At 69.6% G+C, this 22105-nt stretch carries 22 protein-coding genes; 12 read left to right on the forward strand and 10 right to left on the reverse strand.

Annotated elements, in window-relative coordinates; translation table 11 throughout:
- Positions 1 to 13: 13 nt before the first annotated feature.
- Positions 14 to 943, reverse strand: coding sequence for an ACP S-malonyltransferase (locus IE153_RS08495; RefSeq protein WP_097216402.1), 930 nt, complete (start codon positions 941 to 943; stop codon positions 14 to 16).
- Positions 944 to 1032: 89 nt separating this feature from the next.
- Positions 1033 to 2238 carry a fatty acid biosynthesis transcriptional regulator FasR gene (gene fasR / locus IE153_RS08500; protein WP_189589110.1) on the reverse strand — a complete coding sequence of 402 codons (1206 nt, stop codon included), beginning with the start codon at positions 2236 to 2238 and terminating at the stop codon, positions 1033 to 1035.
- Positions 2239 to 2300: 62 nt separating this feature from the next.
- Here fasR and IE153_RS08505 point away from each other — a divergent pair, with 62 nt between their 5' ends.
- Entirely contained in the window at positions 2301 to 2951 is a 651-nt protein-coding gene (locus tag IE153_RS08505; RefSeq protein ID WP_189589273.1) for a pirin family protein, read from the forward strand.
- 14 nt (positions 2952 to 2965) lie between these two features.
- Here the strand turns inward: IE153_RS08505 and IE153_RS08510 are convergent, their stop codons facing one another.
- Together IE153_RS08510 and IE153_RS08515 are read right to left on the reverse strand one after the other, a co-directional pair.
- Entirely contained in the window at positions 2966 to 3781 is an 816-nt protein-coding gene (locus IE153_RS08510; RefSeq protein WP_189589111.1) for a serine hydrolase domain-containing protein, read from the reverse strand.
- Between the two features lie 18 nt (positions 3782 to 3799).
- Entirely contained in the window at positions 3800 to 4270 is a 471-nt protein-coding gene (locus IE153_RS08515) for a GNAT family N-acetyltransferase (RefSeq protein ID WP_189589112.1), read from the reverse strand.
- Between the two features lie 98 nt (positions 4271 to 4368).
- Between IE153_RS08515 and IE153_RS08520 the strand changes: the two genes are divergently transcribed.
- Positions 4369 to 4836: a MerR family transcriptional regulator gene (locus IE153_RS08520; protein ID WP_031104091.1), complete on the forward strand. Its 468-nt coding sequence runs from the start codon at positions 4369 to 4371 to the stop codon at positions 4834 to 4836.
- Entirely contained in the window at positions 4833 to 5849 is a 1017-nt protein-coding gene (locus IE153_RS08525) for an aldo/keto reductase (RefSeq protein ID WP_189589113.1), read from the forward strand. Before IE153_RS08520 ends, IE153_RS08525 begins: the two co-directional genes overlap by 4 nt.
- Before the next feature lie 122 nt (positions 5850 to 5971).
- On the opposite strand, the gene IE153_RS08530 is transcribed toward IE153_RS08525, so the two are convergent.
- From IE153_RS08530 to IE153_RS08540, 3 genes are all read right to left on the reverse strand, one after another.
- Positions 5972 to 6823, reverse strand: coding sequence for a DUF4429 domain-containing protein (locus IE153_RS08530; RefSeq protein ID WP_189589274.1), 852 nt, complete (start codon positions 6821 to 6823; stop codon positions 5972 to 5974).
- Between the two features lie 66 nt (positions 6824 to 6889).
- Complete coding sequence (locus IE153_RS08535) at positions 6890 to 8098, reverse strand: alpha/beta hydrolase (protein WP_189589114.1); 1209 nt, start codon at positions 8096 to 8098, stop codon at positions 6890 to 6892.
- A gap of 73 nt (positions 8099 to 8171) precedes the next feature.
- Complete coding sequence (locus IE153_RS08540; RefSeq protein ID WP_229828912.1) at positions 8172 to 8804, reverse strand: TetR family transcriptional regulator; 633 nt, start codon at positions 8802 to 8804, stop codon at positions 8172 to 8174.
- A gap of 115 nt (positions 8805 to 8919) precedes the next feature.
- Between IE153_RS08540 and IE153_RS08545 the strand changes: the two genes are divergently transcribed.
- A complete protein-coding gene (locus IE153_RS08545) occupies positions 8920 to 10539 on the forward strand; it encodes an MFS transporter (protein WP_189589115.1) in 1620 nt (539 codons plus the stop codon).
- Between the two features lie 235 nt (positions 10540 to 10774).
- Positions 10775 to 11083, forward strand: coding sequence for a small hydrophobic protein (locus IE153_RS08550; RefSeq protein ID WP_104780803.1), 309 nt, complete (start codon positions 10775 to 10777; stop codon positions 11081 to 11083).
- Between the two features lie 51 nt (positions 11084 to 11134).
- Here IE153_RS08550 and IE153_RS08555 read toward each other — a convergent pair whose 3' ends face one another.
- Together IE153_RS08555 and aceE are read right to left on the reverse strand one after the other, a co-directional pair.
- Positions 11135 to 11902 carry a potassium channel family protein gene (locus IE153_RS08555; RefSeq protein WP_229828914.1) on the reverse strand — a complete coding sequence of 256 codons (768 nt, stop codon included), beginning with the start codon at positions 11900 to 11902 and terminating at the stop codon, positions 11135 to 11137.
- Positions 11903 to 11970: 68 nt separating this feature from the next.
- Positions 11971 to 14718: a pyruvate dehydrogenase (acetyl-transferring), homodimeric type gene (gene aceE, locus IE153_RS08560; protein WP_189589116.1), complete on the reverse strand. Its 2748-nt coding sequence runs from the start codon at positions 14716 to 14718 to the stop codon at positions 11971 to 11973.
- Positions 14719 to 15135: 417 nt separating this feature from the next.
- Here aceE and IE153_RS08565 point away from each other — a divergent pair, with 417 nt between their 5' ends.
- The 6 genes from IE153_RS08565 (at position 15136) to IE153_RS08590 (ending at position 19708) form a co-directional block, all read left to right on the forward strand.
- Positions 15136 to 15573, forward strand: coding sequence for a DUF3052 domain-containing protein (locus tag IE153_RS08565; protein ID WP_031104104.1), 438 nt, complete (start codon positions 15136 to 15138; stop codon positions 15571 to 15573).
- 106 nt (positions 15574 to 15679) lie between these two features.
- The gene (locus tag IE153_RS08570; RefSeq protein ID WP_189589117.1) at positions 15680 to 16138 is read left to right on the forward strand and encodes a peroxiredoxin; all 459 of its coding nucleotides are present in this window, start codon (positions 15680 to 15682) and stop codon (positions 16136 to 16138) included.
- A gap of 146 nt (positions 16139 to 16284) precedes the next feature.
- Entirely contained in the window at positions 16285 to 16860 is a 576-nt protein-coding gene (locus IE153_RS08575) for a TerD family protein (protein WP_030836938.1), read from the forward strand.
- 137 nt (positions 16861 to 16997) lie between these two features.
- Positions 16998 to 17573 carry a TerD family protein gene (locus tag IE153_RS08580; protein WP_030836941.1) on the forward strand — a complete coding sequence of 192 codons (576 nt, stop codon included), beginning with the start codon at positions 16998 to 17000 and terminating at the stop codon, positions 17571 to 17573.
- Between the two features lie 125 nt (positions 17574 to 17698).
- Complete coding sequence (locus IE153_RS08585) at positions 17699 to 18844, forward strand: DUF475 domain-containing protein (RefSeq protein WP_189589118.1); 1146 nt, start codon at positions 17699 to 17701, stop codon at positions 18842 to 18844.
- 129 nt (positions 18845 to 18973) lie between these two features.
- Positions 18974 to 19708, forward strand: a complete 735-nt coding sequence (locus IE153_RS08590; protein ID WP_189589119.1) for a TerD family protein — start codon at positions 18974 to 18976, stop codon at positions 19706 to 19708.
- An 88-nt stretch (positions 19709 to 19796) separates the two neighbouring features.
- On the opposite strand, the gene IE153_RS08595 is transcribed toward IE153_RS08590, so the two are convergent.
- The gene (locus IE153_RS08595; RefSeq protein ID WP_189589120.1) at positions 19797 to 20702 is read right to left on the reverse strand and encodes a TerD family protein; all 906 of its coding nucleotides are present in this window, start codon (positions 20700 to 20702) and stop codon (positions 19797 to 19799) included.
- Positions 20703 to 20931: 229 nt separating this feature from the next.
- Between IE153_RS08595 and IE153_RS08600 the strand changes: the two genes are divergently transcribed.
- The gene (locus IE153_RS08600) at positions 20932 to 22098 is read left to right on the forward strand and encodes an HpcH/HpaI aldolase/citrate lyase family protein (protein WP_189589121.1); all 1167 of its coding nucleotides are present in this window, start codon (positions 20932 to 20934) and stop codon (positions 22096 to 22098) included.
- Positions 22099 to 22105 lie beyond the last annotated feature (7 nt).

Below are 22105 nucleotides of genomic sequence, written 5' to 3' on the forward strand. Positions count from 1 at the left end.
TTGGGGGCGGCGGTCAGGCGTGCTCGGCGATGAGCTCGCGAGCCGCGTCGAGGTCGGCGGGGGACTTCAGGGCCAGCGTCTTCACGCCGGGCAGGGCCCGCTTGGCGAGGCCGGTGAGGGTGCCGCCGGGGCACACCTCGATCAGGGCCGTGACGCCGAGCTCCTTGAAGGTCTCCATGCACAGGTCCCAGCGGACCGGGTTGGCGACCTGGCCGACCAGACGCTCCAGCACCTCGGCGCCGCCGTCGACGGTCCGGCCGTCCTTGTTCGAGACGTAACGGACCTTCGGGTCGCCGGGCGCCAGGGCCTCGGCGGCCTTGGCCAGCGTGTCGACGGCCGGTGCCATGTGGTGCGTGTGGAACGCGCCGGCGACCTTCAGTGCGACGACCTTGCGCACGCCCTCGGGCTTGTCCGCCTCCAGCGCGGCGAGCTGCTCCTTCGTGCCGGCCGCGACGATCTGGCCCGCGCCGTTGATGTTCGCCGGGGTCAGCCCGAGCTTCTCCAGGTGCGCAACCGTCACCGCCGGGTCGCCGCCCAGCAGCGCGGCCATGCCCGTCTCGGTGACGGCCGCGGCCTCGGCCATGCCGAGCCCGCGGGTGCGGACCAGGCGGAGCGCCTCCTCGTGGGGGAGCACTCCGGCGAGCGAGGCGGCGGTGAACTCACCGACGCTGTGTCCGGCGATCGCGCCGACCTTCTGCGGCAGCTCGGCCGGGTCGTCGAACAGCAGGGCGGCGGACGCCAGTCCGGCCGCGACGAGCAGCGGCTGCGCCACCGCGGTGTCGCGGATCTCCTCCGCGTCGGCCTCGGTGCCGTAACGGATCAGGTCGAGTCCCGCGGCGTCGGACCAGGCCTCGAGGGCACCGCGAACACCGGGGAAGTCGAGCCATTCGGTCAGGAAGCCGGGCGTCTGAGCGCCCTGGCCGGGAGCGACGAGTACGAGCACTCTCACACTCTCTCTTGGGTACGGGCACGGCCGCCCGTGGGGACAGGGACGAAGAACACGGGGGGGTTTTGTCGAGCCCCGACAAAACCTTAGGGCTGGAGATCTCCATCGACCAGACGCCCCAGGATCAACGCGATCCGCAGTGTGAACGCAGAGCGTACATCGGAGGGTGACCAGCCGGTGACGTCAGTCACACGTCGAAGCCGGTAGCGGACGGTGTTGGGATGGACGAACAGCATCCGTGCGGCGCCCTCGAGACTGCTCGCCTGTTCGAGATAGACGCTGAGGGTCTCCAGGAGCGCGGCCCCGGCCTCCTCCAGCGGTCTGTAGATCTCCTCCACCAGCTGCTCACGGGCCGAGGGGTCCCCGGCCATCGCGCGCTCCGGGAGCAGATCGTCCGCCAGGACCGGGCGCGGGGCGTCCTGCCAGGCGGAACACGCCTTCAGCCCGGCCGCGGCGGCCTGCGCGGACCGGGTCGCGGCCAGCAGGTCCGGCACCACCGGGCCCGCCACGACCGGCCCGGCCGCGAACGGGCCGATGAGCGACTTGGCGACGGCCAGCGGGTTGTCGCTGCCGCCGGCGATGACGACCAGCCGGTCGCCGAGCACCCCGGTGAGCACCTGGAGCTTGGCGTGCCGGGCCGCGCGCCGTATGGCCTCCACGGTCAGCTCGCTGTCCCCGTCGGGCGCCGTACCGAGCACCACGCACACGTGCTCCGGGGAGTTCCAGCCCAGGGCGGCGGCCCGGGACACGGCCCCCTCGTCGGCCTCGCCGCTGAGCACGGCGTTCACGACCAGGGACTCCAGCCGGGCGTCCCAGGCACCGCGTGCCTCGGCGGCCTGGGCGTACACCTGGGCCGTGGCGAAGGCGATCTCCCGGGCGTAGACGAGCAGCGCCTCGCGCAGTACCCGCTCGTCGCCCGGGGCCGCGACCTCGTCGATCGCGCTCTCCATGACCTCGATGGTGGTGCGCACCATCTCCACGGTCTGGCGCAGGGTGATCGCCCGGGTCAGCTCGCGCGGCGCGGTGCCGAACACGTCGGTGGAGATGGCCTGCGGGGCGTCCGGATGCCGGAACCACTCGGTGAACGCGGCGATGCCCGCCTGCGCGACCAGACCGATCCAGGAACGGTTCTCCGGGGGCATGGCCCGGTACCAGGGCAGCGTCTCGTCCATCCGCGCGATGGCCTGCGCGGCGAGCGATCCGGACGACTTCTCCAGCCGCTTCAGCGTCGCGGCATGGGCATGGGCGTCGTGGGCTGCGGCTTCGTTCTTGCCGGTTTCGGGTTCGGGCACGGGGACAAGACTGCCTTATCCGGACGGGAGGGTGGGCCGCCGGGTCTACGGTGGACTTCGTGATGGACGTCAGGCGCGCGGACGGGCGCTACCCCGGAGGGGATCCGGCCGCAGGGATCGAGTCGTGGCACGCCTTCTCCTTCGGGTTCCACTACGACCCGGACAACCTCCGGTTCGGCGCGGTGCTCGCGTGCAACGAGGAGCGCCTCGCGCCCGGGGCCGGATTCGACGAACACCCGCACAGCCACACCGAGATCGTGACGTGGGTGGTGGAGGGCGAGCTGACCCACCGGGACTCCACCGGACACGAGTCGGTGGTACGCCACGGGGACGTGCAGCGGCTCAGCTCGGCGGGCGGGGTGCGACACGTGGAGCGCAACGACGGCCCGGAGCCCCTGACCTTCATCCAGATGTGGCTGGCACCCCTGCGGCCCGGCGGCGACCCGTTCCACGAGGTCGTCCACGGCATCGCCGACTCCACGCCGTACGCCGTCCCGGAGGCCGGCGCGATGCTGCACGTGCGGCGCCTGGGGGCGGGGGAGCGGACGGCGGTGCCGGACGGGCCGTACGCGTACGTGCACGTCGTACGTGGTGACATCCGCCTCGACGGCGAGGAACTGGGCGCCGGTGACGCCGCCCGGATCACGGACGCCAAGGGCCTGGAGGCCGAGGGCGTGACGGAGGCGGAGCTGCTGGTCTGGGAGATGACCTAGCGCCCGGGGCCCCTCTACAGCTCCGCGAGCACCGCGTCCGTGAAGGCCGGCCACGCCTCGGTCGCCCAGGGCCCGAACGCCCGGTCCGCCAGGGCCACGCAGGCCGCGCCCGCGTCCGGGTCGATCCACAGGAACGTACCGGACTGCCCGAAATGCCCGAACGTGCGCGGTGAGGACGAGGAGCCCGTCCAGTGCGGCGACTTGGAGTCGCGGATCTCGAAGCCGAGCCCCCAGTCGTTGGGATTCTGGTGGCCGTACCCCGGCAGGACGCCCTTGGTGCCCGGACAGTGCACGGTCATCGCCGAGGCGACCGTGCGGGGGTCCAGCAGCCGCGGCGCCTGCACCTCGGCCGCGAACCGCAGCAGGTCCTCCACCGTCGACACCCCGTCCTTGGCCGGGGAGCCCTCCAGGGTCGTCGAGGTCATGCCCAGCGGCTCCAGCACGGCCTGCCGCAGGTACTCCCCGAACGGGATGTCGGTGGCCTTCGCCACATGGTCGCCCAGCTGTTCGAAGCCGGCGTTGGAGTACAGCCGCCGCTCCCCGGGCGGGGCCGTGACCTTGTGCTCGTCGAAGGCGAGGCCCGAGGTGTGCGCGAGCAGGTGCCGGACCGTCGACCCGGTGGGACCCGCCGGCTCGTCGAGCTCGACGGCCCCCTCCTCGTATGCCACGAGCACCGCGTAGGCGGCCAGCGGCTTGGTCACCGACGCGAGCCGGAACCGCTGCGCGGCCGGCCCGTGGGTGCCGAGGACCGTGCCGTCCGCCCGTACGACACCCGCCGCAGCGGTGGGAACCGGCCAGTTATCGATCAACGCGAGGCTCTTCAGCGACATGCGTTCGAGCCTATGCGCTCAGAGCGCGAGCTCCAGCAAAGGGTCGGGCTTGGGGCGGAACCCGAGGGAGACGTACAGCGGCTCCGCCTCCGGTGACGCGGTGAGCTGCACGCGCCGGGCACCGCGCTCGCGGAACCACTCCAGCAGCGTGGTCATGCAGGCCCGCGCATACCCGCGGCGCCTGGCGTCCGGGTCGGTGGCGACGCTGAACACGAAACCCACCATGCCCTGCGGGTCGCCGGCCTTGCCGATGCGGTAGTCGATCGTCCCGGCCACCAGGCAGGCCAGCGCCCCGGGCCGCTCCGGGTGGTCCACGACGAACGCCGTGAAGTCCCCGTCCGGGTCGCCCAGTTTGACCCGCAGGGTGGGCAGGGACTCCCCGTGCCAGGCGATGGAGGGGTCGGCGGCGAACATCGAGTCGATCATGATCTGGCGCAGGCGCAGGACTTCTTCGGCGTCCTCGGGCAGGGCGCGACGAACAACACTCATGAGTCCGTACGCTAACCAGCCGGATCAGGAAACGTCCTGCCGATTTCTTACCGTCGGCGCTTGCTTGGAGTGCACTCCAAGGTTCTAGCGTTGGGGCCATGACGGTGATGGAGACCACGGGGACCAGGACCGATACCTGCGCCGGCCCGACGCAGCAGCAGAACCGGCGCCCGGACGGTGACGACCACTACACGATCAGCGAGGTCGTCGCCTTCACCGGCCTGACGGCACACACCCTGCGCTGGTACGAGCGCATCGGCCTGATGCCGCACATCGACCGGTCCCACACCGGCCAGCGCCGCTACACCAACCGCGACCTCGACTGGCTCGACCTCGTCGGCAAGCTCCGCCTGACGGGCATGCCGGTCGCGGACATGGTCCGGTACGCGGAACTGGTGCGCGAGGGCGACCACACCTACGGCGAGCGCTTCGAACTGCTCCAGACGACCCGCGAGGACGTCCTGGCCAGGATCGACGAACTCCGGGGCACGCTCGCCGTGCTCGACCGGAAGATCAGTTTCTACGCGGACGCCGGGCGTGCCCTGGCGTCGGAGAGGTCCCGATGACGGACGGCAGGATCACGACGGCGAAGCTCGGCGACCACGGTCCCGAGGTGAGCGTCCAGGGCCTGGGCTGCATGGGCATGAGCTTCGGCTACGGCCCCTCGGACGCGGACGCGTCCCGGGCCACGCTGGAACGGGCGCTCGAACTGGGCGTCACTTTCTACGACACGGCCGACGCGTACGGCGCCGGCGAGAACGAGCGGTTCCTGGCGCCCTTCTTCAAGGCCCACCGCGACGAGGTCGTCATCGCGACCAAGTTCGCTCTGTCGATACCCCCGGACGACCCGACGCGCCGTGTCATCCGCAACGACCCGCCCTACATCCGCCAGGCCGTCGAGGCGAGCCTGAAGCGCCTGGACGTCGACGCCATCGACCTCTACTACATGCACCGGCGCGATGTGAACGTGCCGATCGAGGAGAGCGTCGGCACCATGGCCGACCTGGTCCGCGAGGGCAAGGTCAAGCACCTCGGCCTGAGCGAGGTCACGGCCGGTGAACTGCGCGCCGCCCACGCCGTCCACCCCATCGCCGCCGTGCAGTCGGAGTGGTCGCTGTTCAGCCGCGACATCGAGACGCACGTCGTCCCCGCGGCCCGCGAGCTGGGCGTGGCCCTCGTCGCGTACTCACCCCTCGGCCGCGGCTTCCTCACCGGCTCCTTCACCAACGCCGACCAGGACCTGAGCGACGGCGACTTCCGCCGCCAGCAGCCCCGCTTCACCGGCGACAACGCCACGGCGAACGCGACCCTGCTGGAGCTGATCCGCTCGGTGGCCAAGGCCCATGACGCGACCCTCGGTCAGACGGCCCTGGCCTGGGCCCAGCAGCAGGCGACGATCCACGACCTCCCGGTCATTCCGATCCCGGGCACCCGCAAGCCCTCCAGGGTCGAGGAGAACACGGCGGCGACCAGGATCGTCCTGACCGGCGAGCAACTGGACCTGCTGGACGGCATAGCGGCCCAGGTGGCGGGCACGCGGTACGCGGACATGACCTTCACCTCGGCAGGCAGGGAGTAGTGAAGCGCCCCCAGGGGCGCGCCCTCAGGGGCGCGGGACTGTGTCGATGTGCGGCTCCGCCGCGTGGGCGCGATCAACCACGCACGAACCCGCGCCCGCCCACGGCGAGATCCCGGCAGATGCTAAAGCTCCGCCAACAACTCGGCCTTTTTGACCGAAAACTCCTCATCCGTCACCAACCCGGCCTGATGTAGCTCACCCAGGTGACGAATGCGCTCGGCGATGTCCGCGGGATCCCGCCGCGGCGCGGGCACGGCGGCCACCGGACTCGACGTCCGCACCGCCGCCAACACCGCGGCGGCGAACGGCAGCGACTCGTGCACGGGGCCGTACCCCAGCCCGAACACCACCGCCGCGGGATCCTGATCGGCTTGGGTCCCCGACACTCCCGCATCCCGGCGCAAAAGCCGCAAATGCCCCTCGAAGACCTCCGGCGACCGCCACTCCACGCCGTTCAGCTCCCCGACGGAGAAGCTCTGGTCGCCGGCCTTCCACTTCGCCGACGACGCCCCCGTCCAGAACCACCGGAAGTTCACGGTGCGTCCGTCGAAGGTCGCCTTCCCGTCGTACGCCTTGAACGACAGCGGCCCCTCGGGCGGCTTCACGAGGAAACGATCGGCGGGCCCGGACTCCGTCAGCAGACCCCGCAGTTCGTCGGCGTAGTACTCCGCGAGGACTTCCCGGTCGGCGGGCAGCACCAGCCGGTACGGGTCGACGTTCTCCTTCAGCTGACCGGCGGCCGCCTCCAGCAACGGGTCCGCCCCGGGGCGCGGCTCCACGCGCAGGACCACCGTGCCGCGTTTCCCGCGGGTCAGCGTCACCCCGGCGATCGCCTCCAGGGGCACACGGCGTTCCCCGAGGGCCTGGAAGAGCTTGGGTGCTCGAATCCCCCGTTCATAGCGGATGCACACGGAGTCGGACTCGAACTCCCAGGCGGCATGAAATCCGGCCAGCACGTCACCCATGCGGCTCATCGTATGCGGCACGAGCTCCTCCGTCCCCCTTCCGAGCAGACCGCAATTTCTTCGCCTCTACGCGCGTCAGGCCGCCGCCGTGCCGGACAAACCGGTACGGCAGACGCCGTCTTCGTGCGCGCAGTGCACCGAGCGGTATGCGCCAACGCCGATCTCTGCGAAATTGAACAGACTTGCCGTGCCCGGCTCGAAGTAGCCCGCGTGGCCCTTCGCGCCCTCGGCCGACAGCACCCGCGCCCCGAAGCCGGCGGACACCGGATCGGCGCCGTGGCCCAGCCCGCCGACCTCCAGGTAGGGCACGTCCTGGATCCAGTCGTCGGAGTCCCGCATCGCCCACACCCGGGCACCGGTGTGCAGCTGGGCGGCCTTCTCGACCCGCATGCCGGGGCTGCCCGCCACCGCGATGTCGGACACCCGGCCCGGCAGTGAGTGCGCGGCGACCCCGCACACCACGGAGCCGTAGCTGTGGCAGAACAGCGAGACGGACGAGTCGCCCGGCAGGGCCCGCATGAGGGCGTTCAGCCGTACGGCCCCCTCCTCGGCACGCATCGCCGTGGCCGAGTCGATACCGAGTCCGCTGGGCGCCGTGTAGTCGGCCCAGGCGATCACGGCCGTACGGGTCGAGGGGCTCACCTTCCGCTCGGCCGCGTACAGGGACTTGGCCATGCCGACGGGCGCGGAGTACTTGCGGTCGGTGCGCTGGAAGGTGAGCAGGTTGGTGTCGACGCCGGGCACGACGACCGAGACCCGCTCGGCCCTGCGCAGGTTGCCGAACACCTCCGCCACCCGGCCCGAGCCTTCCGGGTCGAACGCCAGGATGTGACGGCCCGGCTCCATGAGGTCCTCGAAGCGGTGCATCCTGCGGCCCGCCTCGTGCTGCCCGGCCGGGGTGAGGCGCTCGTCGTGCATGCGTTCCCGCTCGACCTTGCGCGCCTTGGCGAGCGCGAGATGGTTGGCGCGGTAGCGCACCTCGACCGGCGCGCCGTTCATGTTGCCCACCGCGAGCGGGTACGTGCGGATCAGGGTCGAACGGTCCTGCTCGGTGAGCGAGGAGAAGAAGCGGGCGAGCTTCGTCGGCTCGGACTGCGGGTCCGGCAGCTTGTGCCCGCCGATCCGGCCGTGCTCCCAGGCGGAGAGCGAGGCTTGGAGCGGCGTGGCGCCCCGCTGGTTGCGCAGGGCCGTCCAGCCGGTGGTCGCCAGCATCACGAACACGACGGCCAGAGCGAGCAGTGCGCGCCAGACGTTCAGTTGCGGGGAGGTGTCGAAGGAAGTCACTGAAAGGACACACTAGGAGAACGAGAGGGTCTCGCGTTAACCAAGTGACTGGGATCACGTTTCGGTGGAGGGGCTAAGGGGACTGCTCCGCACGCCAGTTCCCGGCCAGTGCGGGACCCACTTGATCCAGGTATGTCGTGGTGAGTTCGCGCATTCCGTCGAGGGTGACGTCGTCCCCCGCGGACCACAACCGTTCGGTGACGCGAATCACCCCGCCGAAGAGGGCCACGACGATCCTCGGCCGGGGGTCCGCGTCCACGTCGAGACCCTCGCGCTCGGCGATGATGCCGGCGAGCTGCTCCTCCAGCTCCGCCGAGCGCCGCAGATGGGCGGCGAGCAGTGCGGGCGTGGACTCGATCACCCGGTAGACGCGCATGTGGAGGTCGATCGGCACGAGCTCCTCTACGGCCTCGTTGATCGCGTCCCAGCTCTCCAGCACGGCCCGGCGCAACGCCTCCAGCGGCACCTCGCCCGGCGGGCGGGTGCGCAGGGCCTCGACGACGAGCGTCTCCGCCAGGCGCGGCACGAAGAACGCCGTCTCCTCCTTGCCGGCGAAGTAGCGGAAGAAGGTGCGCTGCGAGACGTCCACGGCGGCGGCGATGTCGTCGACGGTCGTTTCCTCGTACCCGCGCGTGGCGAACAGTTCCAGCGCGGCCCGCAGCAGTGCGTCCCGGGTGCGCCGTTTCTTGCGTTCGCGCAGGTTCAAGACATGCCTCTCATCCGAAGTGTTCTCGCAGTTCAGGCTATACGGGGATGTCGTGTCAGTTACCGACTAGTGAATTGGTTTGTCAATTGTCAGTGGCTGTCATTAGCCTCGCGGTATGACTAGTCAGACCACCATCGACACGACGGGGTCGGGGGGCAAGGTGCCGGCCTCGCCCTCGGACGCGACGCCGGGCAAGGGGCTGCGCGGGCACCCCTGGCTCACCCTCATCACCGTCGCTGTGGGGGTCATGATGGTGGCCCTCGACGGCACCATCGTGGCCATAGCCAACCCGGCGATAGGCAAGGACCTGGGGGCCTCCTGGTCGGATCTCCAGTGGATCACCAACGCCTACTTCCTCGCTCTCGCCGTCTCCCTCATCACCGCCGGCAAGCTCGGTGACCGTTTCGGTCATCGGCAGACCTTCCTCATCGGCGTGGCGGGCTTCGCCGCCTCCTCGTGCGCCATCGGGCTGTCCAAGGGCATCACGGCGGTCATCGTCTTCCGCGTCTTCCAGGGCCTGTTCGGCGCGCTGCTGATGCCGGCCGCGCTCGGCCTGCTGCGGGCCACGTTCCCGGCCGAGAAGCTGAACATGGCGATCGGCATCTGGGGCATGGTCATCGGCGCGTCGACCGCGGGCGGCCCGATCCTCGGCGGCGTGCTCGTCGAGCACGTCAACTGGCAGTCGGTGTTCTTCATCAACGTGCCGGTCGGTGTCCTCGCCGTCGTCCTCGGCGTGCTGATCCTGCTCGATCACCGTGCCGAGAACGCCCCGCGCTCCTTCGACCTCCTGGGCATCGCCCTGCTGTCCGCCGCGATGTTCTGCCTCGTCTGGGCATTGATCAAGGCCCCCGAGTGGGGCTGGGGCGACCTGAAGACCTGGGCGTTCATCATCGTTTCGCTCGTCGGCTTCGGACTCTTCGCCGTCTGGGAGACGAAGGTGAAGGAGCCGCTGATCCCGTTGGCGCTCTTCCGCTCCGTCCCGCTGTCGGCGGGAGTCGTCCTCATGGTCCTGATGGCCATCGCCTTCATGGGCGGCCTGTTCTTCGTGACGTTCTACCTCCAGAACGTGCACGGGATGAGCCCGATCGACGCCGGTCTGCACCTGCTGCCGCTCACCGGCATGATGATCGTCGGCTCCCCGCTCGCCGGCGTGATGATCACCAAGCTCGGCCCGCGTATCCCGCTGGCGGGCGGCATGGCGTTCACCGCGATCGCCATGTACGGCATGTCCACGCTCGACGCGCACACGGGCAGCGGTGTCATGTCCGTATGGTTCGCCCTGCTCGGCCTCGGCCTCGCACCGGTCATGGTCGGCGCCACCGAAGTCATCGTCGGCAACGCCCCGATGGAGCTCTCGGGCGTCGCGGGCGGTCTCCAGCAGGCCGCCATGCAGATCGGCGGCAGTCTGGGTACGGCCGTGCTGGGCGCGGTCATGGCGTCCAAGGTCGACAGCGAGTTCGCCGGCAACTGGGCGGATGCCGGGCTGCCGCCGCTCACCCCGGCCCAGTCCGAACAGGCCGCGCTGAGCGTCCAGCAGGGGGCCGCCCCGGTGCCCCCGGGCACGCCCGAGCAGATCGCCGCGAAGATCACCGAAGTCGCGCACACCACGTTCATCGACGGCATGAGCCTGGCCTCCCTGACGGCCGCGGGCGTGGCGGCCGTGGCCGTGTTCGTCGCGTTCCTCACCAAGCGCGGTGAGAACGCGGAAGCCGGCGCGGGCGCGGCGCACATCTGACGGTCCCCGGCGGTTCGTTCCCTCATCAGGGTGAACGCGGCCGCCGAACCCTCCCCTCCGGCCCGCGCCGCAGGTCACAGTGGGTCAAGTCCTCCGCAGGACATGGAGGACGGACGCTGCGGCGCGCTGCCGGAGGGGGGTGGCGCGCAGGCAGCGGGATTAACGCGCACCGACGGGGTACCCGTCATGTCATACCCGAAGAGAACCCCAACCGATCGAGGGTTTACGGGAGTTGATGATGGCGAGCTTCGGACACGGCACGCGCAGGCACCCCCGCTCACGTGGCCGGACGTGGTCACGGGCCGGGACGGATCGCGCGACACTCGGACTCATCGGAGTCATCTGCGCCGTTGCAGGCTTCTTCGTGCTGGGGATCGTGCTCGGTCCCGCCGCGATGGTCTGCGGCTGGCTCGCCATGGGCCGCGCGTGGTCGGGCTCCCGCCCCACCGCGGCCGTCGTCGCCCTGGTCCTGGGCGCCATCGACACGCTCCTGGCCATCATCTGGCTGTCCGGAGCGGCCACACCGGGCATGGGCATGTTCTGACCCGGGTGAAGAATGTGGGAAGAGCCCCCGGCCGCCTGGCCGGGGGCCCTCTCATCGCTCCACCCGGTGCATTGCTCCACCGGGGTTCCCCTTGAGCTCCGCCAACTCCCCCCGCAGCGCCCGCACCTCCTCGGTCAGTTCCCGGATCGCCTCGGTCTGGCGCCGCTCCTCGACGTCGTCCTTCTCGAACCGGGCGATGAACCAGGCCGCGATGTTCGCCGTCACCACACCGAGCAGCGCGATCCCGGAGAGCATCAGCCCGACCGCGAGCATCCGTCCCAGCCCGGTGGTCGGCGCCATGTCCCCGTACCCCACGGTGGTCATCGTGGTGAACGCCCACCAGACCGCGTCCCCCAGCGTGTGAATGGAGGCACCGGGCTCGTCCCGTTCCACCTCGAGCACGGCCAGCGCACCGAAGACGAGCAGTCCCAGGCACGACCCCGCGACGTACGTGGTGACCCGCACCTGCGATGCCATCCGCGCCCGTTGCCCGGCGAGGAAGAGCATCGATACCAGCTTCAGCAGCCGCAGCGGCTGCGCCAGGGGCAGCACCACGGCCAGCAGCGCCAGCGGATTGCCGCGTACGAACCGCAGCCGGTCCTCGGCCAGCCACAGGCGGACCAGATAGTCGGCGGCGAAAGCGGCCCACACCGCCCAGTTGGTGACATGGCAGGCGGTGAGCAGGTCCTGCGGAGCCCTCGGGGCCACGATCGGTATCGCGTAGGCGATCGCGAAGAGCACGGCCAGCGCCAGCAGCGGGCCTTGGGTGCGCCGTTCCCAACGGGCCAGAGTGGTCGAGGCGGTCATCGGGAGCGTCATGGAAGCATGGTAGGAAACGCGTGGGGCGGCACCCCTCGGGTGCCGCCCCACGGGAATGGCCGGATGTCCTACGCGTCGCCGCCCGCGGCCCCCGGGTCGGCCGCCGACACGTCGAGCAGCTGGTACCGGTCGATGGCCTGCTTGAGCACGGAACGGTCGACCTTGCCCTCACGGGCCAGCTCGGTCAGCACCCCCACCACGATCGACTGCGCGTCGATGTGGAAGAACCGCCGGGCGGCGCCGCGCGTGTCCGCGAAGCCGAAGCCGTCGGCGCCGAGCGACTGGTACGTCTGCGGCACCCAGCGCGCGATCTGGTCCGGGACGGACCGCATCCAGTCGGACACGGCCACGACCGGCCCCTGCGCGTCCGCGAGCTTCCGCGTCACGTACGGCACCCGCTGCTCCTCCTCCGGGTGCAGCAGGTTGTGCTCCTCGCAGTCCACGGCCTCGCGCCGCAGCTCGTTCCAGGAGGTCGCCGACCAGACGTCCGCCTTGACGTTCCACTCCTCGGCCAGGATCTTCTGCGCCTCGACGGCCCAGGGGACCGCGACACCGGACGCCAGGATCTGCGCCGGGATCGAGCCGGCCGTGCCCTCGCTGAACCGGTGGAGGCCCTTGAGGATGCCGTCGACGTCGACGTTCTCGGGCTCGGCCGGGTGCTGGATGGGCTCGTTGTAGACGGTCAGGTAGTAGAAGACGTCCTCGCCGTGCGGGTGCTCCTCGGAGCCGCCGTACATCCGGCGCAGGCCGTCCTGCACGATGTGCGCGATCTCGAAGCCGAACGCCGGGTCGTAGGAGACGCAGCCCGGGTTCGTGGAGGCCAGCAGCTGCGAGTGGCCGTCCGCGTGCTGGAGGCCCTCACCGGTCAGCGTCGTACGGCCGGCGGTCGCGCCCAGGACGAAGCCGCGCGCCAGCTGGTCGGACATCTGCCAGAACTGGTCGCCGGTGCGCTGGAAGCCGAACATCGAGTAGAAGACGTAGACCGGGATGAGCGGCTCGCCGTGGGTCGCGTACGCCGAGCCGGCCGCGATCAGCGACGCCGTGCAGCCCGCCTCCGAGATGCCGTCGTGCAGCATCTGGCCGTTCGGCGCCTCCTTGTAGGCGAGCAGCAGGTCACGGTCGACCGACTCGTACTGCTGGCCGAGCGGGTTGTAGATCTTCGCGCTCGGGAAGAACGAGTCCATGCCGAACGTGCGGTACTCGTCCGGCGCGATCAGCACGAACCGCTTGCCGATCTCCTTGTCCCGCATGAGGTCCTTCAGGAGCCTCACGAAGGCCATGGTCGTCGCGATGGACTGCTGACCCGAGCCCTTCTTCACGGTCGCGTACGTCTTGTCCTCGGGCAGCGCCAGCGGCTTGGAGCGGACCACGCGCGTGGGGACGTAACCGCCCAGACCCTTGCGGCGGTCGTGCATGTACTGGATCTCCTCCGAGTCCCGGCCCGGGTGGTAGTACGGCGGCACGCCGGACTCCAGCTCCTTGTCCGGGATCGGCAGGTGCAGACGGTCGCGGAAGCGCTTGAGGTCGTCGACCGTCAGCTTCTTCATCTGGTGCGTGGCGTTGCGGCCCTCGAAGTTCGGGCCCAGCGTCCAGCCCTTGATCGTCTTGGCGAGGATCACCGTCGGCTGGCCCTTGTGCTCCGCGGCCGCCTTGTACGCCGCGAAGATCTTCTTGTGGTCGTGGCCGCCGCGCCCCAGGTGCAGGATCTGGTCGTCGGTCATGCCCTCGACCATCGCCCGCAGCCGGTGGTCGTCACCGAAGAAGTGGTCGCGGATGTAGGCGCCGGTCTCCGTGGCGTACGTCTGGAACTGTCCGTCCGGCGTGGTGTTCATCTTGTTGACCAGCACGCCGTCGCGGTCCTGGGCGAGCAGCGGGTCCCAGCTGCGGTCCCAGACCAGCTTGATCACGTTCCAGCCGGCCCCGCGGAAGATCGACTCCAGCTCCTGGATGATCTTGCCGTTGCCGCGCACCGGGCCGTCGAGGCGCTGCAGGTTGCAGTTGACGACGAAGGTGAGGTTGTCCAGGCCCTCGCGCGCCGCGATGGACAGCTGGCCCAGCGACTCCGGCTCGTCCATCTCGCCGTCGCCGAGGAACGCCCAGACCTGCGACTTCGAGGTGTCGGCGATCCCGCGCGCGTGCATGTAGCGGTTCATCCGCGCCTGGTAGATCGCGCCGATCGGGCCGAGGCCCATCGACACCGTCGGGAACTCCCAGAAGTCCGGCATCAGCCGCGGGTGCGGGTACGACGACAGGCCGTGCGGCGCCTTCGACTTCTCCTGGCGGAAGCCGTCCAGGTTCCCCTCGTTCAGCCGGTCCAGCAGGAACGCGCGGGCGTAGATGCCCGGCGAGGCGTGCCCCTGGAAGAAGACCTGGTCACCGCCGAGGCCGTCGTCCTTGCCGCGGAAGAAGTGGTTGAAGCCGACGTCGTAGAGGGAGGCGGAGGACGCGAACGTGGCGATGTGGCCGCCGACGCCGATGCCGGGGCGCTGGGCCCGGGAGACCATCACCGCCGCGTTCCAGCGGGTGGCGTTGAGGACCTTGCGCTCGATCTCCTCGTTGCCCGGGAAGAACGGCTCGCTCTTGGTGGGGATGGTGTTGACGTAGTCCGTGCTGCGCATCTCCGGCACGGCCACGCGCTTCTCACGGGCCCGCTCGATCAGCCGCAGCATCAGATAGCGGGCCCGCTCCCGGCCGCGCTCGTCGACGGCGGCGTCGAGGGAGTCGAGCCACTCCTGCGTCTCTTCGGGATCGAAGTCAGGAACCTGACTCGGAAGGCCGCCAATGATGATCGGGTTGCGATCGGATGCGGAAGCCACGCTGTTCCTTACCTGTCAGAGGGCCTGCGAGGGCCGCTGTTTCGCTGTCGTCGCCGGGGCGTCGTCGCTGGGGGGCGCGCCGCTCCCATGGTCCACCTCGGGGCCGGGAAACGTCATCTCTACCCAGCGGTAACCCAGACGTGAGATCGACTCCGTGACGTATGGGGCGAATACCTTCGAGTCTCGTACCCATAGACGATTCCCAAACGCGCAAACAGGGCAGAAAGGTGTGGTGTGTGTCACGTCGGAGCATGATGGTGTGCCTGGAGTTGCGGTGACACCGCCAGGATCGTCACCGTTTCGGCGGTCTGAACGGCCGGGTACTTGCGCGATCCGTCCCGCCCGTGTGGACTACGGCCAATGCTTCGCGCACGCGCGTGGCTGAGTTATTCCCAAAACATGATCAGGAGGCAACCCGTGAGCGCGACCGCGGACCACGCGGAGGAGCGGACGAACCCTGCCGCCAGGCTGGGGTTCCAGCCCGGGCAGGTGGTCCAGGAGATCGGCTACGACGACGACGTGGACCAGGAGCTCCGCAAGGCCATCGAGGGCATCATCGAGGCCGACCTGGTGGACGAGGACTACGACGACGTGGCCGATGCCGTTGTGCTGTGGTTCCGTGACGACGACGGCGACCTGACGGACTCGCTGGTCGATGCCACCACGTACATCGAAGAGGGCGGCGCGATCCTGCTCCTCACGCCGAAGACCGGCCGTTCGGGGTACGTGGAGCCGAGCGACATCTCGGAAGCCGCCACCACGGCGGGTCTGACGGCGTCCAAGAGCGTCAGCGTCGGCAAGGACTGGAGTGGCAGCCGGCTGGCGACGCCGAAGGCCGCCAAGTCCAAGCGTTAGTCGTACGGCGGGGCGGGTCGGCGTTGTCGGCCCGCCCGTCGGCCTGTGCCGGTGTCTGCGTAGGGTGGTCTCACCCGAAAAGCCCCACGAAGGGACACCCACAGCGATGGCGATCCAGGTCGGCGAGAAGGCCCCCGACTTCGAGCTCAAGGACAACCACGGCCGGGCCGTGCGGCTGTCCGACTTCCGGGGCCGGAAGAACGTGGTGCTGCTCTTCTACCCCTTCGCCTTCACCGGCGTGTGCACCGGCGAGCTGTGCGAGCTGCGCGACAACCTGCCCCAGTTCTCCGACCGCGACACCGAGCTGCTCGCCGTCTCCAACGACTCCATCCACACCCTGCGCGTCTTCGGCGAGCAGGAGGGCCTGGAGTACCCGCTGCTGTCGGACTTCTGGCCGCACGGCAACGTCTCGCGCGCCTACGGCGTCTTCGACGAGGACAAGGGCTGCGCCGTGCGCGGCACCTTCGTCATCGACAAGGAGGGCGTCGTGCGGTGGACCGTCGTCAACGGCCTGCCGGACGCGCGCGACCTGAGCGACTACGTGAAGGCGCTCGACTCCCTGTGACGCCGGTCGGGCGGCATGCGCCCGACACCCGCTGAAATGTGGGCTCCAGGGCCTGCGAGGGGCGGGAACCCGTCACTAGGATCGACTCGTTGATCCGACATCCGAGCACAACGGGGCATCCGCCCCTGGACACCAATGGAGGACTCGTGGGAGTCAGCCTCAGCAAGGGCGGCAACGTATCGCTGAGCAAGGAGGCGCCGGGCCTGACCGCGGTCATCATCGGTCTGGGGTGGGACGTCCGCACCACGACCGGCACGGACTTCGACCTGGACGCCAGCGCGCTGCTGCTGAACAACTCCGGCAAGGTCGGCAACGACCAGCACTTCATCTTCTTCAACAACCTCAAGAGCCCGGACGGCTCCGTCGAGCACACCGGTGACAACATCACCGGTGAGGGCGAGGGCGACGACGAGCAGATCAAGGTCAACCTCGCGACCGTCCCGCCGGAGATCGAGAAGATCGTCTTCCCGGTCTCCATCTACGACGCCGAGACCCGCCAGCAGTCCTTCGGCCAGGTCCGCAACGCGTTCATCCGCGTGGTGAACCAGGCCGGCGAGGCGGAGATCGCCCGGTACGACCTGAGCGAGGACGCCTCCACCGAGACCGCCATGGTCTTCGGTGAGCTCTACCGGCACGGCGCGGAGTGGAAGTTCCGCGCCATCGGCCAGGGCTACGCCTCGGGCCTGCGCGGCATCGCGCAGGACTTCGGCGTGAACGTCTGAACCACCTGAAGGGCCCCGGCGACGGGGCCCGAAAGGTCTTCCTGTCCGGCGCCGCACGGTTTACGTGCGGCGCCGGACGTGCAGGACCACCTCAGTGACACCACCGGGCCTGTGGCCCCAAGGGGAGGGACAGCATCATGGGCGTCACGCTCGCCAAGGGGGGCAATGTCTCCCTGTCCAAGGCCGCGCCGAACCTCACTCAGGTGATGGTCGGGCTCGGCTGGGACGCGCGCTCCACCACCGGAGCGCCCTTCGACCTCGACGCCAGCGCCCTGATGTGCAGCAGCGGGCGCGTGCTCGGGGACGAGTGGTTCGTCTTCTACAACCAGCTCAAGAGCCCGGACGGCTCGGTCGAGCACACCGGTGACAACCTCACCGGCGAGGGCGACGGCGACGACGAGTCGCTTCTGATCGACCTGCCCAAGGTGCCGCCGCAGTGCGACAAGATCGTCTTCCCCGTCTCGATCCACATGGCCGACGAGCGCGGCCAGACGTTCGGCCAGGTCAGCAACGCCTTCATCCGCGTGGTGAACCAGGCCGACGGCCAGGAGCTCGCCCGCTACGACCTCAGCGAGGACGCCTCCACGGAGACCGCGATGATCTTCGGCGAGCTCTATCGCTACCAGGGCGAGTGGAAGTTCAGGGCCGTGGGACAGGGGTACGCGTCGGGGCTGCGGGGCATCGCGCTGGACTTCGGGGTCAACGTCTCATAACGCGTTATGAGCAAAATCCGGGGCCCAGTGGGGTGCCGCGGGGGGACGACTAGACTTCGGCTTCAAAAGTTCGTAAAGCCGGGTACGGCGCGGGGGAGCCCCGTACACACACGATTGGGTAGCCAGTGGTTCTGAAAACCTTCGGGTGGTCGTTCGCGGTCACCGCGCTCGGCCTGGTCGCGGCGGTCCTGTTCGGCGGGTGGACCGCGCTCGGCGTCGTCGCGATCCTGTCCGTCCTCGAGATCTCGCTGTCCTTCGACAACGCGGTGGTCAACGCCGGGATCCTGAAGAAGATGAATGCCTTCTGGCAGAAGATCTTCCTCACCGTCGGCATCCTGATCGCCGTCTTCGGCATGCGACTGGTCTTCCCCGTCGTGATCGTCGCGGTCAGCGCCCAGCTGGGCCCGATCAAGGCCGTCGAACTCGCCCTGAACGACAAGGACCGCTACCAGCAGCTGGTGACCGACGCCCACCCGTCGATCGCCGCCTTCGGTGGCATGTTCCTGCTGATGATCTTCCTGGACTTCATCTTCGAGGACCGGGACATCAAGTGGCTCGGCTGGCTGGAGCGCCCGCTGGCCAAGCTCGGCAAGGTCGACATGCTGTCGGTCTGCATCGCGCTGATCGTCCTGCTGATCTCGGCGATGACCGTCGCCACCCACGCCCACCAGCACGGCGGCACCCACGTCGACAAGGCGGAGACGGTCCTGCTCGCCGGCATCGCCGGTCTGATCACGTACATGATCGTCGGCGGGCTCTCCGGCTACTTCGAGGACAAGCTCGAAGAGGAGGAGGAGCGCGAGCACGAGGCCGAGGAAGAGGCCGAGCGCACCGGCAAGCCCCGTTCCGCCGTCGCGCTGGCCGGCAAGGCCGCGTTCTTCATGTTCCTCTACCTGGAGGTCCTGGACGCGTCCTTCTCCTTCGACGGTGTGATCGGCGCCTTCGCCATCACCAACGACATCGTCCTGATGGCTCTCGGCCTCGGCATCGGCGCCATGTACGTCCGGTCGCTGACGGTCTACCTGGTCCGCCAGGGCACCCTGGACGACTACGTCTACCTGGAGCACGGCGCGCACTACGCCATCGGCGCCCTCGCCGTACTCCTGCTCGTCACCATCCAGTACCAGATCAACGAGATCATCACCGGCCTCATCGGCGTCGTCCTGATCGCCGCCTCCTTCTGGTCCTCCGTCCGCCGCAACAAGGCGCTGGCGGCGGCCGAGGGAAAAGCCGGCTCGGACGAGAAGACTGAGGTCTCGTCCGGGGTGTGACACCCCTTTCTGTGAGGAACGCTCTGTGCGGGGCGGTTACCGAGGACTCCTCGGCGGCCGCCCCGTTCGGTCGTCATGGGCCGTGGGTACGGCGATGACCTGCGGTCTCCAAGTGAACGTGGGGGCGGAATGGGCCTGTTCGACGGACTCCGGCGCGGCGATGTGCAGTTCGACTCGGGCGACGCGTCGACCAACGCGATCGAACTGACCAAGCGGCGGGCGCAGATATCACTCACCAAGCAGGGCGCGGCCACCGGCCACCTGCGCGTCAACCTCAGCTGGCGGATGCGCACGTCCGACATCGGCGGTTCCCAGCGCGAGAGCCTGCTGCGCCATCCCTTCCGGGCGCTCAAGCCCCCCGAGGTCGTCGGCCACAGCCAGAGCATGGTCAACGTCGACCTCGACCTCGGCTGCCTCTACGAACTCCAGGACGGCAGCAAGGGCGTCGTCCAGCCCCTCGGCGGCTACTACGGCGACGTCAACGCCGCACCGTACGTCAAGCTCAGCGGCGACGACCGGTTCGGCTCCGGGTCCGGCGAGACGATGTACATCAACCTCGACCACCGCGACAGCATCAAGCGGCTGCTGGTCTTCGTCTACATCTACGACCAGACACCCGCCTTCGACCGCACGCACGCCAGCGTCACCCTGTACCCGAGCAGCGGCCCCCGCATCGAGGTCCACCTCGACGAACGTCAGCCGCAGGCCCGCTCCTGCGCCGTCGTCATGATCGAGAAGGTGAAGGACGAGATCGTCGTCCGCCGCGAGGCGAAGTTCGTCTACGGCTTCCAGGCCGAGCTCGACCGGTTGTACGGGTGGGGACTGCAGTGGGGGCGCGGCTACAAGACCAAGGTCGACCGCTGACCGCGCGGCCCCGGTGCGACCCGCTTCGCGGCCGTGCGCAGGGCCAGCCACCCATCACCCGCGTCAACAACCCTGCGGGTCAATATACCTAGCGCCCGATGAACTGCGGGCCCTGCGGGGGCAGCCGGAAGTCGGGGTCGGGGACCGCCGTGACCGGCGGCGGGTAGCCGTAGCCGGTCTGGGCCCCCGCGGCGCCCGCCGCGGCCGGCGCCTGAGGGTAGCCGTACGCGGGCCGGCCGGTGGGCTGCGGGTAGCCGTAGGCCGGCTGCGTCGTCGGCGGCTGCTGCGGGTAGCCGTACCCGGGCTGCGCGGGCGCCGCTGTCGGCTGCTCCGGGGGCAGCGGCAGGGAGACCTCGGGAGACTGCTGTGCGGGGCCGGCGGTCGTCGGCTGCGCGGGCGTGTTCGTGGTGGGAGGAGCGGGGACCGTCGTGGTCGCCTCCTCCAGCCCCTCCGACTCGTCGACCGAGATGCCGAAGTCGGTCGCGAGCCCCTTCAGCCCGTTCGAATAGCCCTCGCCGAGCGCCCGGAACTTCCAGCCCTCCCCGCGCCGGTACAGCTCTCCGCAGATCAGCGCGGTCTCCTCGCCCGTCTCCGGCTTGACGTCGAAGTACGCCAGCGCCTCCGCGCCGGTGTCCGCGGCGTCGTACAGCAGGATGCGCAGAGCCTGCACCCGGTCGAACGTCACGCCGTCAGCCGATGCGACGAGCAGAATCCGGCCGACCTCCGACTCGACACCGGTGAGCTCTGTCTGGATCGTGTCGGTCAGGCCCTCGGCGACCCGCTTCTTGCCGAGCCGCCACACCTTTCCGGCCGGGTGCCGGGGCTGGTTGTAGAAGACGAAGTCCTCGTCGGAGCGCACACGGCCGTCGGGGCCGAGGAGCAGCGCGGAGGCGTCGACGTCCGGAACCCCCTGCCCGGGCGTCCAGCGCAGCACGGCGCGCACCGTGGTGGCTTCCAGCGGGACGTTCGACCCCTTCAGCATCGCGTGCGTCATGCGGTCATCCTGCCTGCTCGGTCCTGCTCACGACAACGCGGGGGGCCGCGGTCACGAGCGGCGCCGACGGCCGTCGGGGACTACCGTCGTCATGACGGGGTACTGGCTGTGATTGCCCGCGTTACCTGAAGTTCATGCCTGATGGGAACCTCTGACACGGACTTCTACGTACTATTACCGGCCACCTTTCGTCGATTCGCAGGTCGCACAACCACCACGGGGGAGTTTCATGCGTCATTTCGGGCACGTCGCCCCTGAGGTGCGGAAGCGTCTCTTCTTCCGCGAGCCGGGCGTGTTCACCCCGGACTCCCCGGCCCGGCTGCTCGCGGCCGCCCTGGGCGCCACGCTGTACAGCCCGGCCACCAGGCCACGCCTCGCCGACGACGTCCTCAAGCAGGCCGGGCGGGGCGTGGTGTCGATGGTGCTGTGCCTGGAGGACTCGATCGACGACGCGGACGTCGGCCCCGGCGAGGAGAACCTCGTCCGTCAGCTGACGGCCCTGGACGACCTCCCGGACGCCGATCTGCCGCTGCTGTTCATCCGGGTCCGTACCCCCGAGCAGATACCCGACCTGGTGCGCCGCCTCGGCCCCGCCGTCCGGCAGCTGTCCGGATTCGTCCTGCCCAAGTTCACCGAGGAACGCGGCATCCCCTTCCTGGAGGCCCTGGCCATCGCCGAGGCCGAAAGCGGCCGTCGCCTTTTCGCCATGCCCGTGCTGGAGTCCCCGGAACTGCTCTACCGGGAGTCGCGCGTGGAGACCCTGGAGGGCATCTCCCGGGCGATCGACAAGTACCGCGAGCGGGTCCTCGCCCTGCGCCTCGGCGTGACGGACTTCTGCTCCTCCTACGGGCTGCGCCGGGGCCCCGACATGACGGCCTACGACGTGCAGATCGTCGCCTCCGTGATCGCCGACGTGGTGAACATGCTGGGCCGCGCCGACGGGACCGGCTTCACCGTGACCGGGCCCGTGTGGGAGTACTTCCGGGTCCAGGAGCGCATGTTCAAGCCGCAGCTGCGGCAGAGCCCCTTCCTTGAGGTGCAGGCCGCGGAACTGCGCGAGAAGCTGATTGAGCACGCCATGGACGGCCTGCTGAGGGAGATCTCCCTGGACCATGCCAACGGCCTGCTGGGCAAGACCTGCATCCACCCCTCGCACGTGCTGCCGGTGCACGCCCTGTCGGTCGTCAGTCACGAGGAGTTCTCGGACGCCCAGGACATCCTGCGGCCCGAGCGCGGTGGCGGGGGTGTGCTGAGATCGGCGTACACGAACAAGATGAACGAGGTGAAGCCGCACCGGGCCTGGGCCGAGCGGACCCTGCTGCGGGCCGAGGTTTTCGGCGTGGCGAACCAGGACATCGGCTTCGTGGAACTGCTGGCGGCGGGTCTGCCGGGCTGACGGCACG

Origin of the sequence: Streptomyces massasporeus (assembly GCF_014648995.1) — a bacterium.
GTDB lineage: Bacteria > Actinomycetota > Actinomycetes > Streptomycetales > Streptomycetaceae > Streptomyces > Streptomyces massasporeus.

Bases quoted from the DNA above. Each gene is read 5' to 3' on its own strand.
- IE153_RS08570 (WP_189589117.1), top strand. From the start codon at position 15,680: ATGGCGATCCAGGTCGGCGAGAAGGCCCCCGACTTCGAGCTCAAGGAC.
- IE153_RS08530 (WP_189589274.1), bottom strand. From the start codon at position 6,823: ATGAGCCGCATGGGTGACGTGCTGGCCGGATTTCATGCCGCCTGGGAG.
- IE153_RS08600 (WP_189589121.1), top strand. From the start codon at position 20,932: ATGCGTCATTTCGGGCACGTCGCCCCTGAGGTGCGGAAGCGTCTCTTC.
- IE153_RS08525 (WP_189589113.1), top strand. From the start codon at position 4,833: ATGACGGACGGCAGGATCACGACGGCGAAGCTCGGCGACCACGGTCCC.
- IE153_RS08510 (WP_189589111.1), bottom strand. From the start codon at position 3,781: ATGTCGCTGAAGAGCCTCGCGTTGATCGATAACTGGCCGGTTCCCACC.
- IE153_RS08555 (WP_229828914.1), bottom strand. From the start codon at position 11,902: ATGACGCTCCCGATGACCGCCTCGACCACTCTGGCCCGTTGGGAACGG.
- IE153_RS08515 (WP_189589112.1), bottom strand. From the start codon at position 4,270: ATGAGTGTTGTTCGTCGCGCCCTGCCCGAGGACGCCGAAGAAGTCCTG.
- IE153_RS08505 (WP_189589273.1), top strand. From the start codon at position 2,301: ATGGACGTCAGGCGCGCGGACGGGCGCTACCCCGGAGGGGATCCGGCC.
- IE153_RS08595 (WP_189589120.1), bottom strand. From the start codon at position 20,702: ATGACGCACGCGATGCTGAAGGGGTCGAACGTCCCGCTGGAAGCCACC.
- IE153_RS08580 (WP_030836941.1), top strand. From the start codon at position 16,998: ATGGGCGTCACGCTCGCCAAGGGGGGCAATGTCTCCCTGTCCAAGGCC.
- IE153_RS08545 (WP_189589115.1), top strand. From the start codon at position 8,920: ATGACTAGTCAGACCACCATCGACACGACGGGGTCGGGGGGCAAGGTG.
- IE153_RS08520 (WP_031104091.1), top strand. From the start codon at position 4,369: ATGACGGTGATGGAGACCACGGGGACCAGGACCGATACCTGCGCCGGC.
- IE153_RS08590 (WP_189589119.1), top strand. From the start codon at position 18,974: ATGGGCCTGTTCGACGGACTCCGGCGCGGCGATGTGCAGTTCGACTCG.
- IE153_RS08550 (WP_104780803.1), top strand. From the start codon at position 10,775: ATGATGGCGAGCTTCGGACACGGCACGCGCAGGCACCCCCGCTCACGT.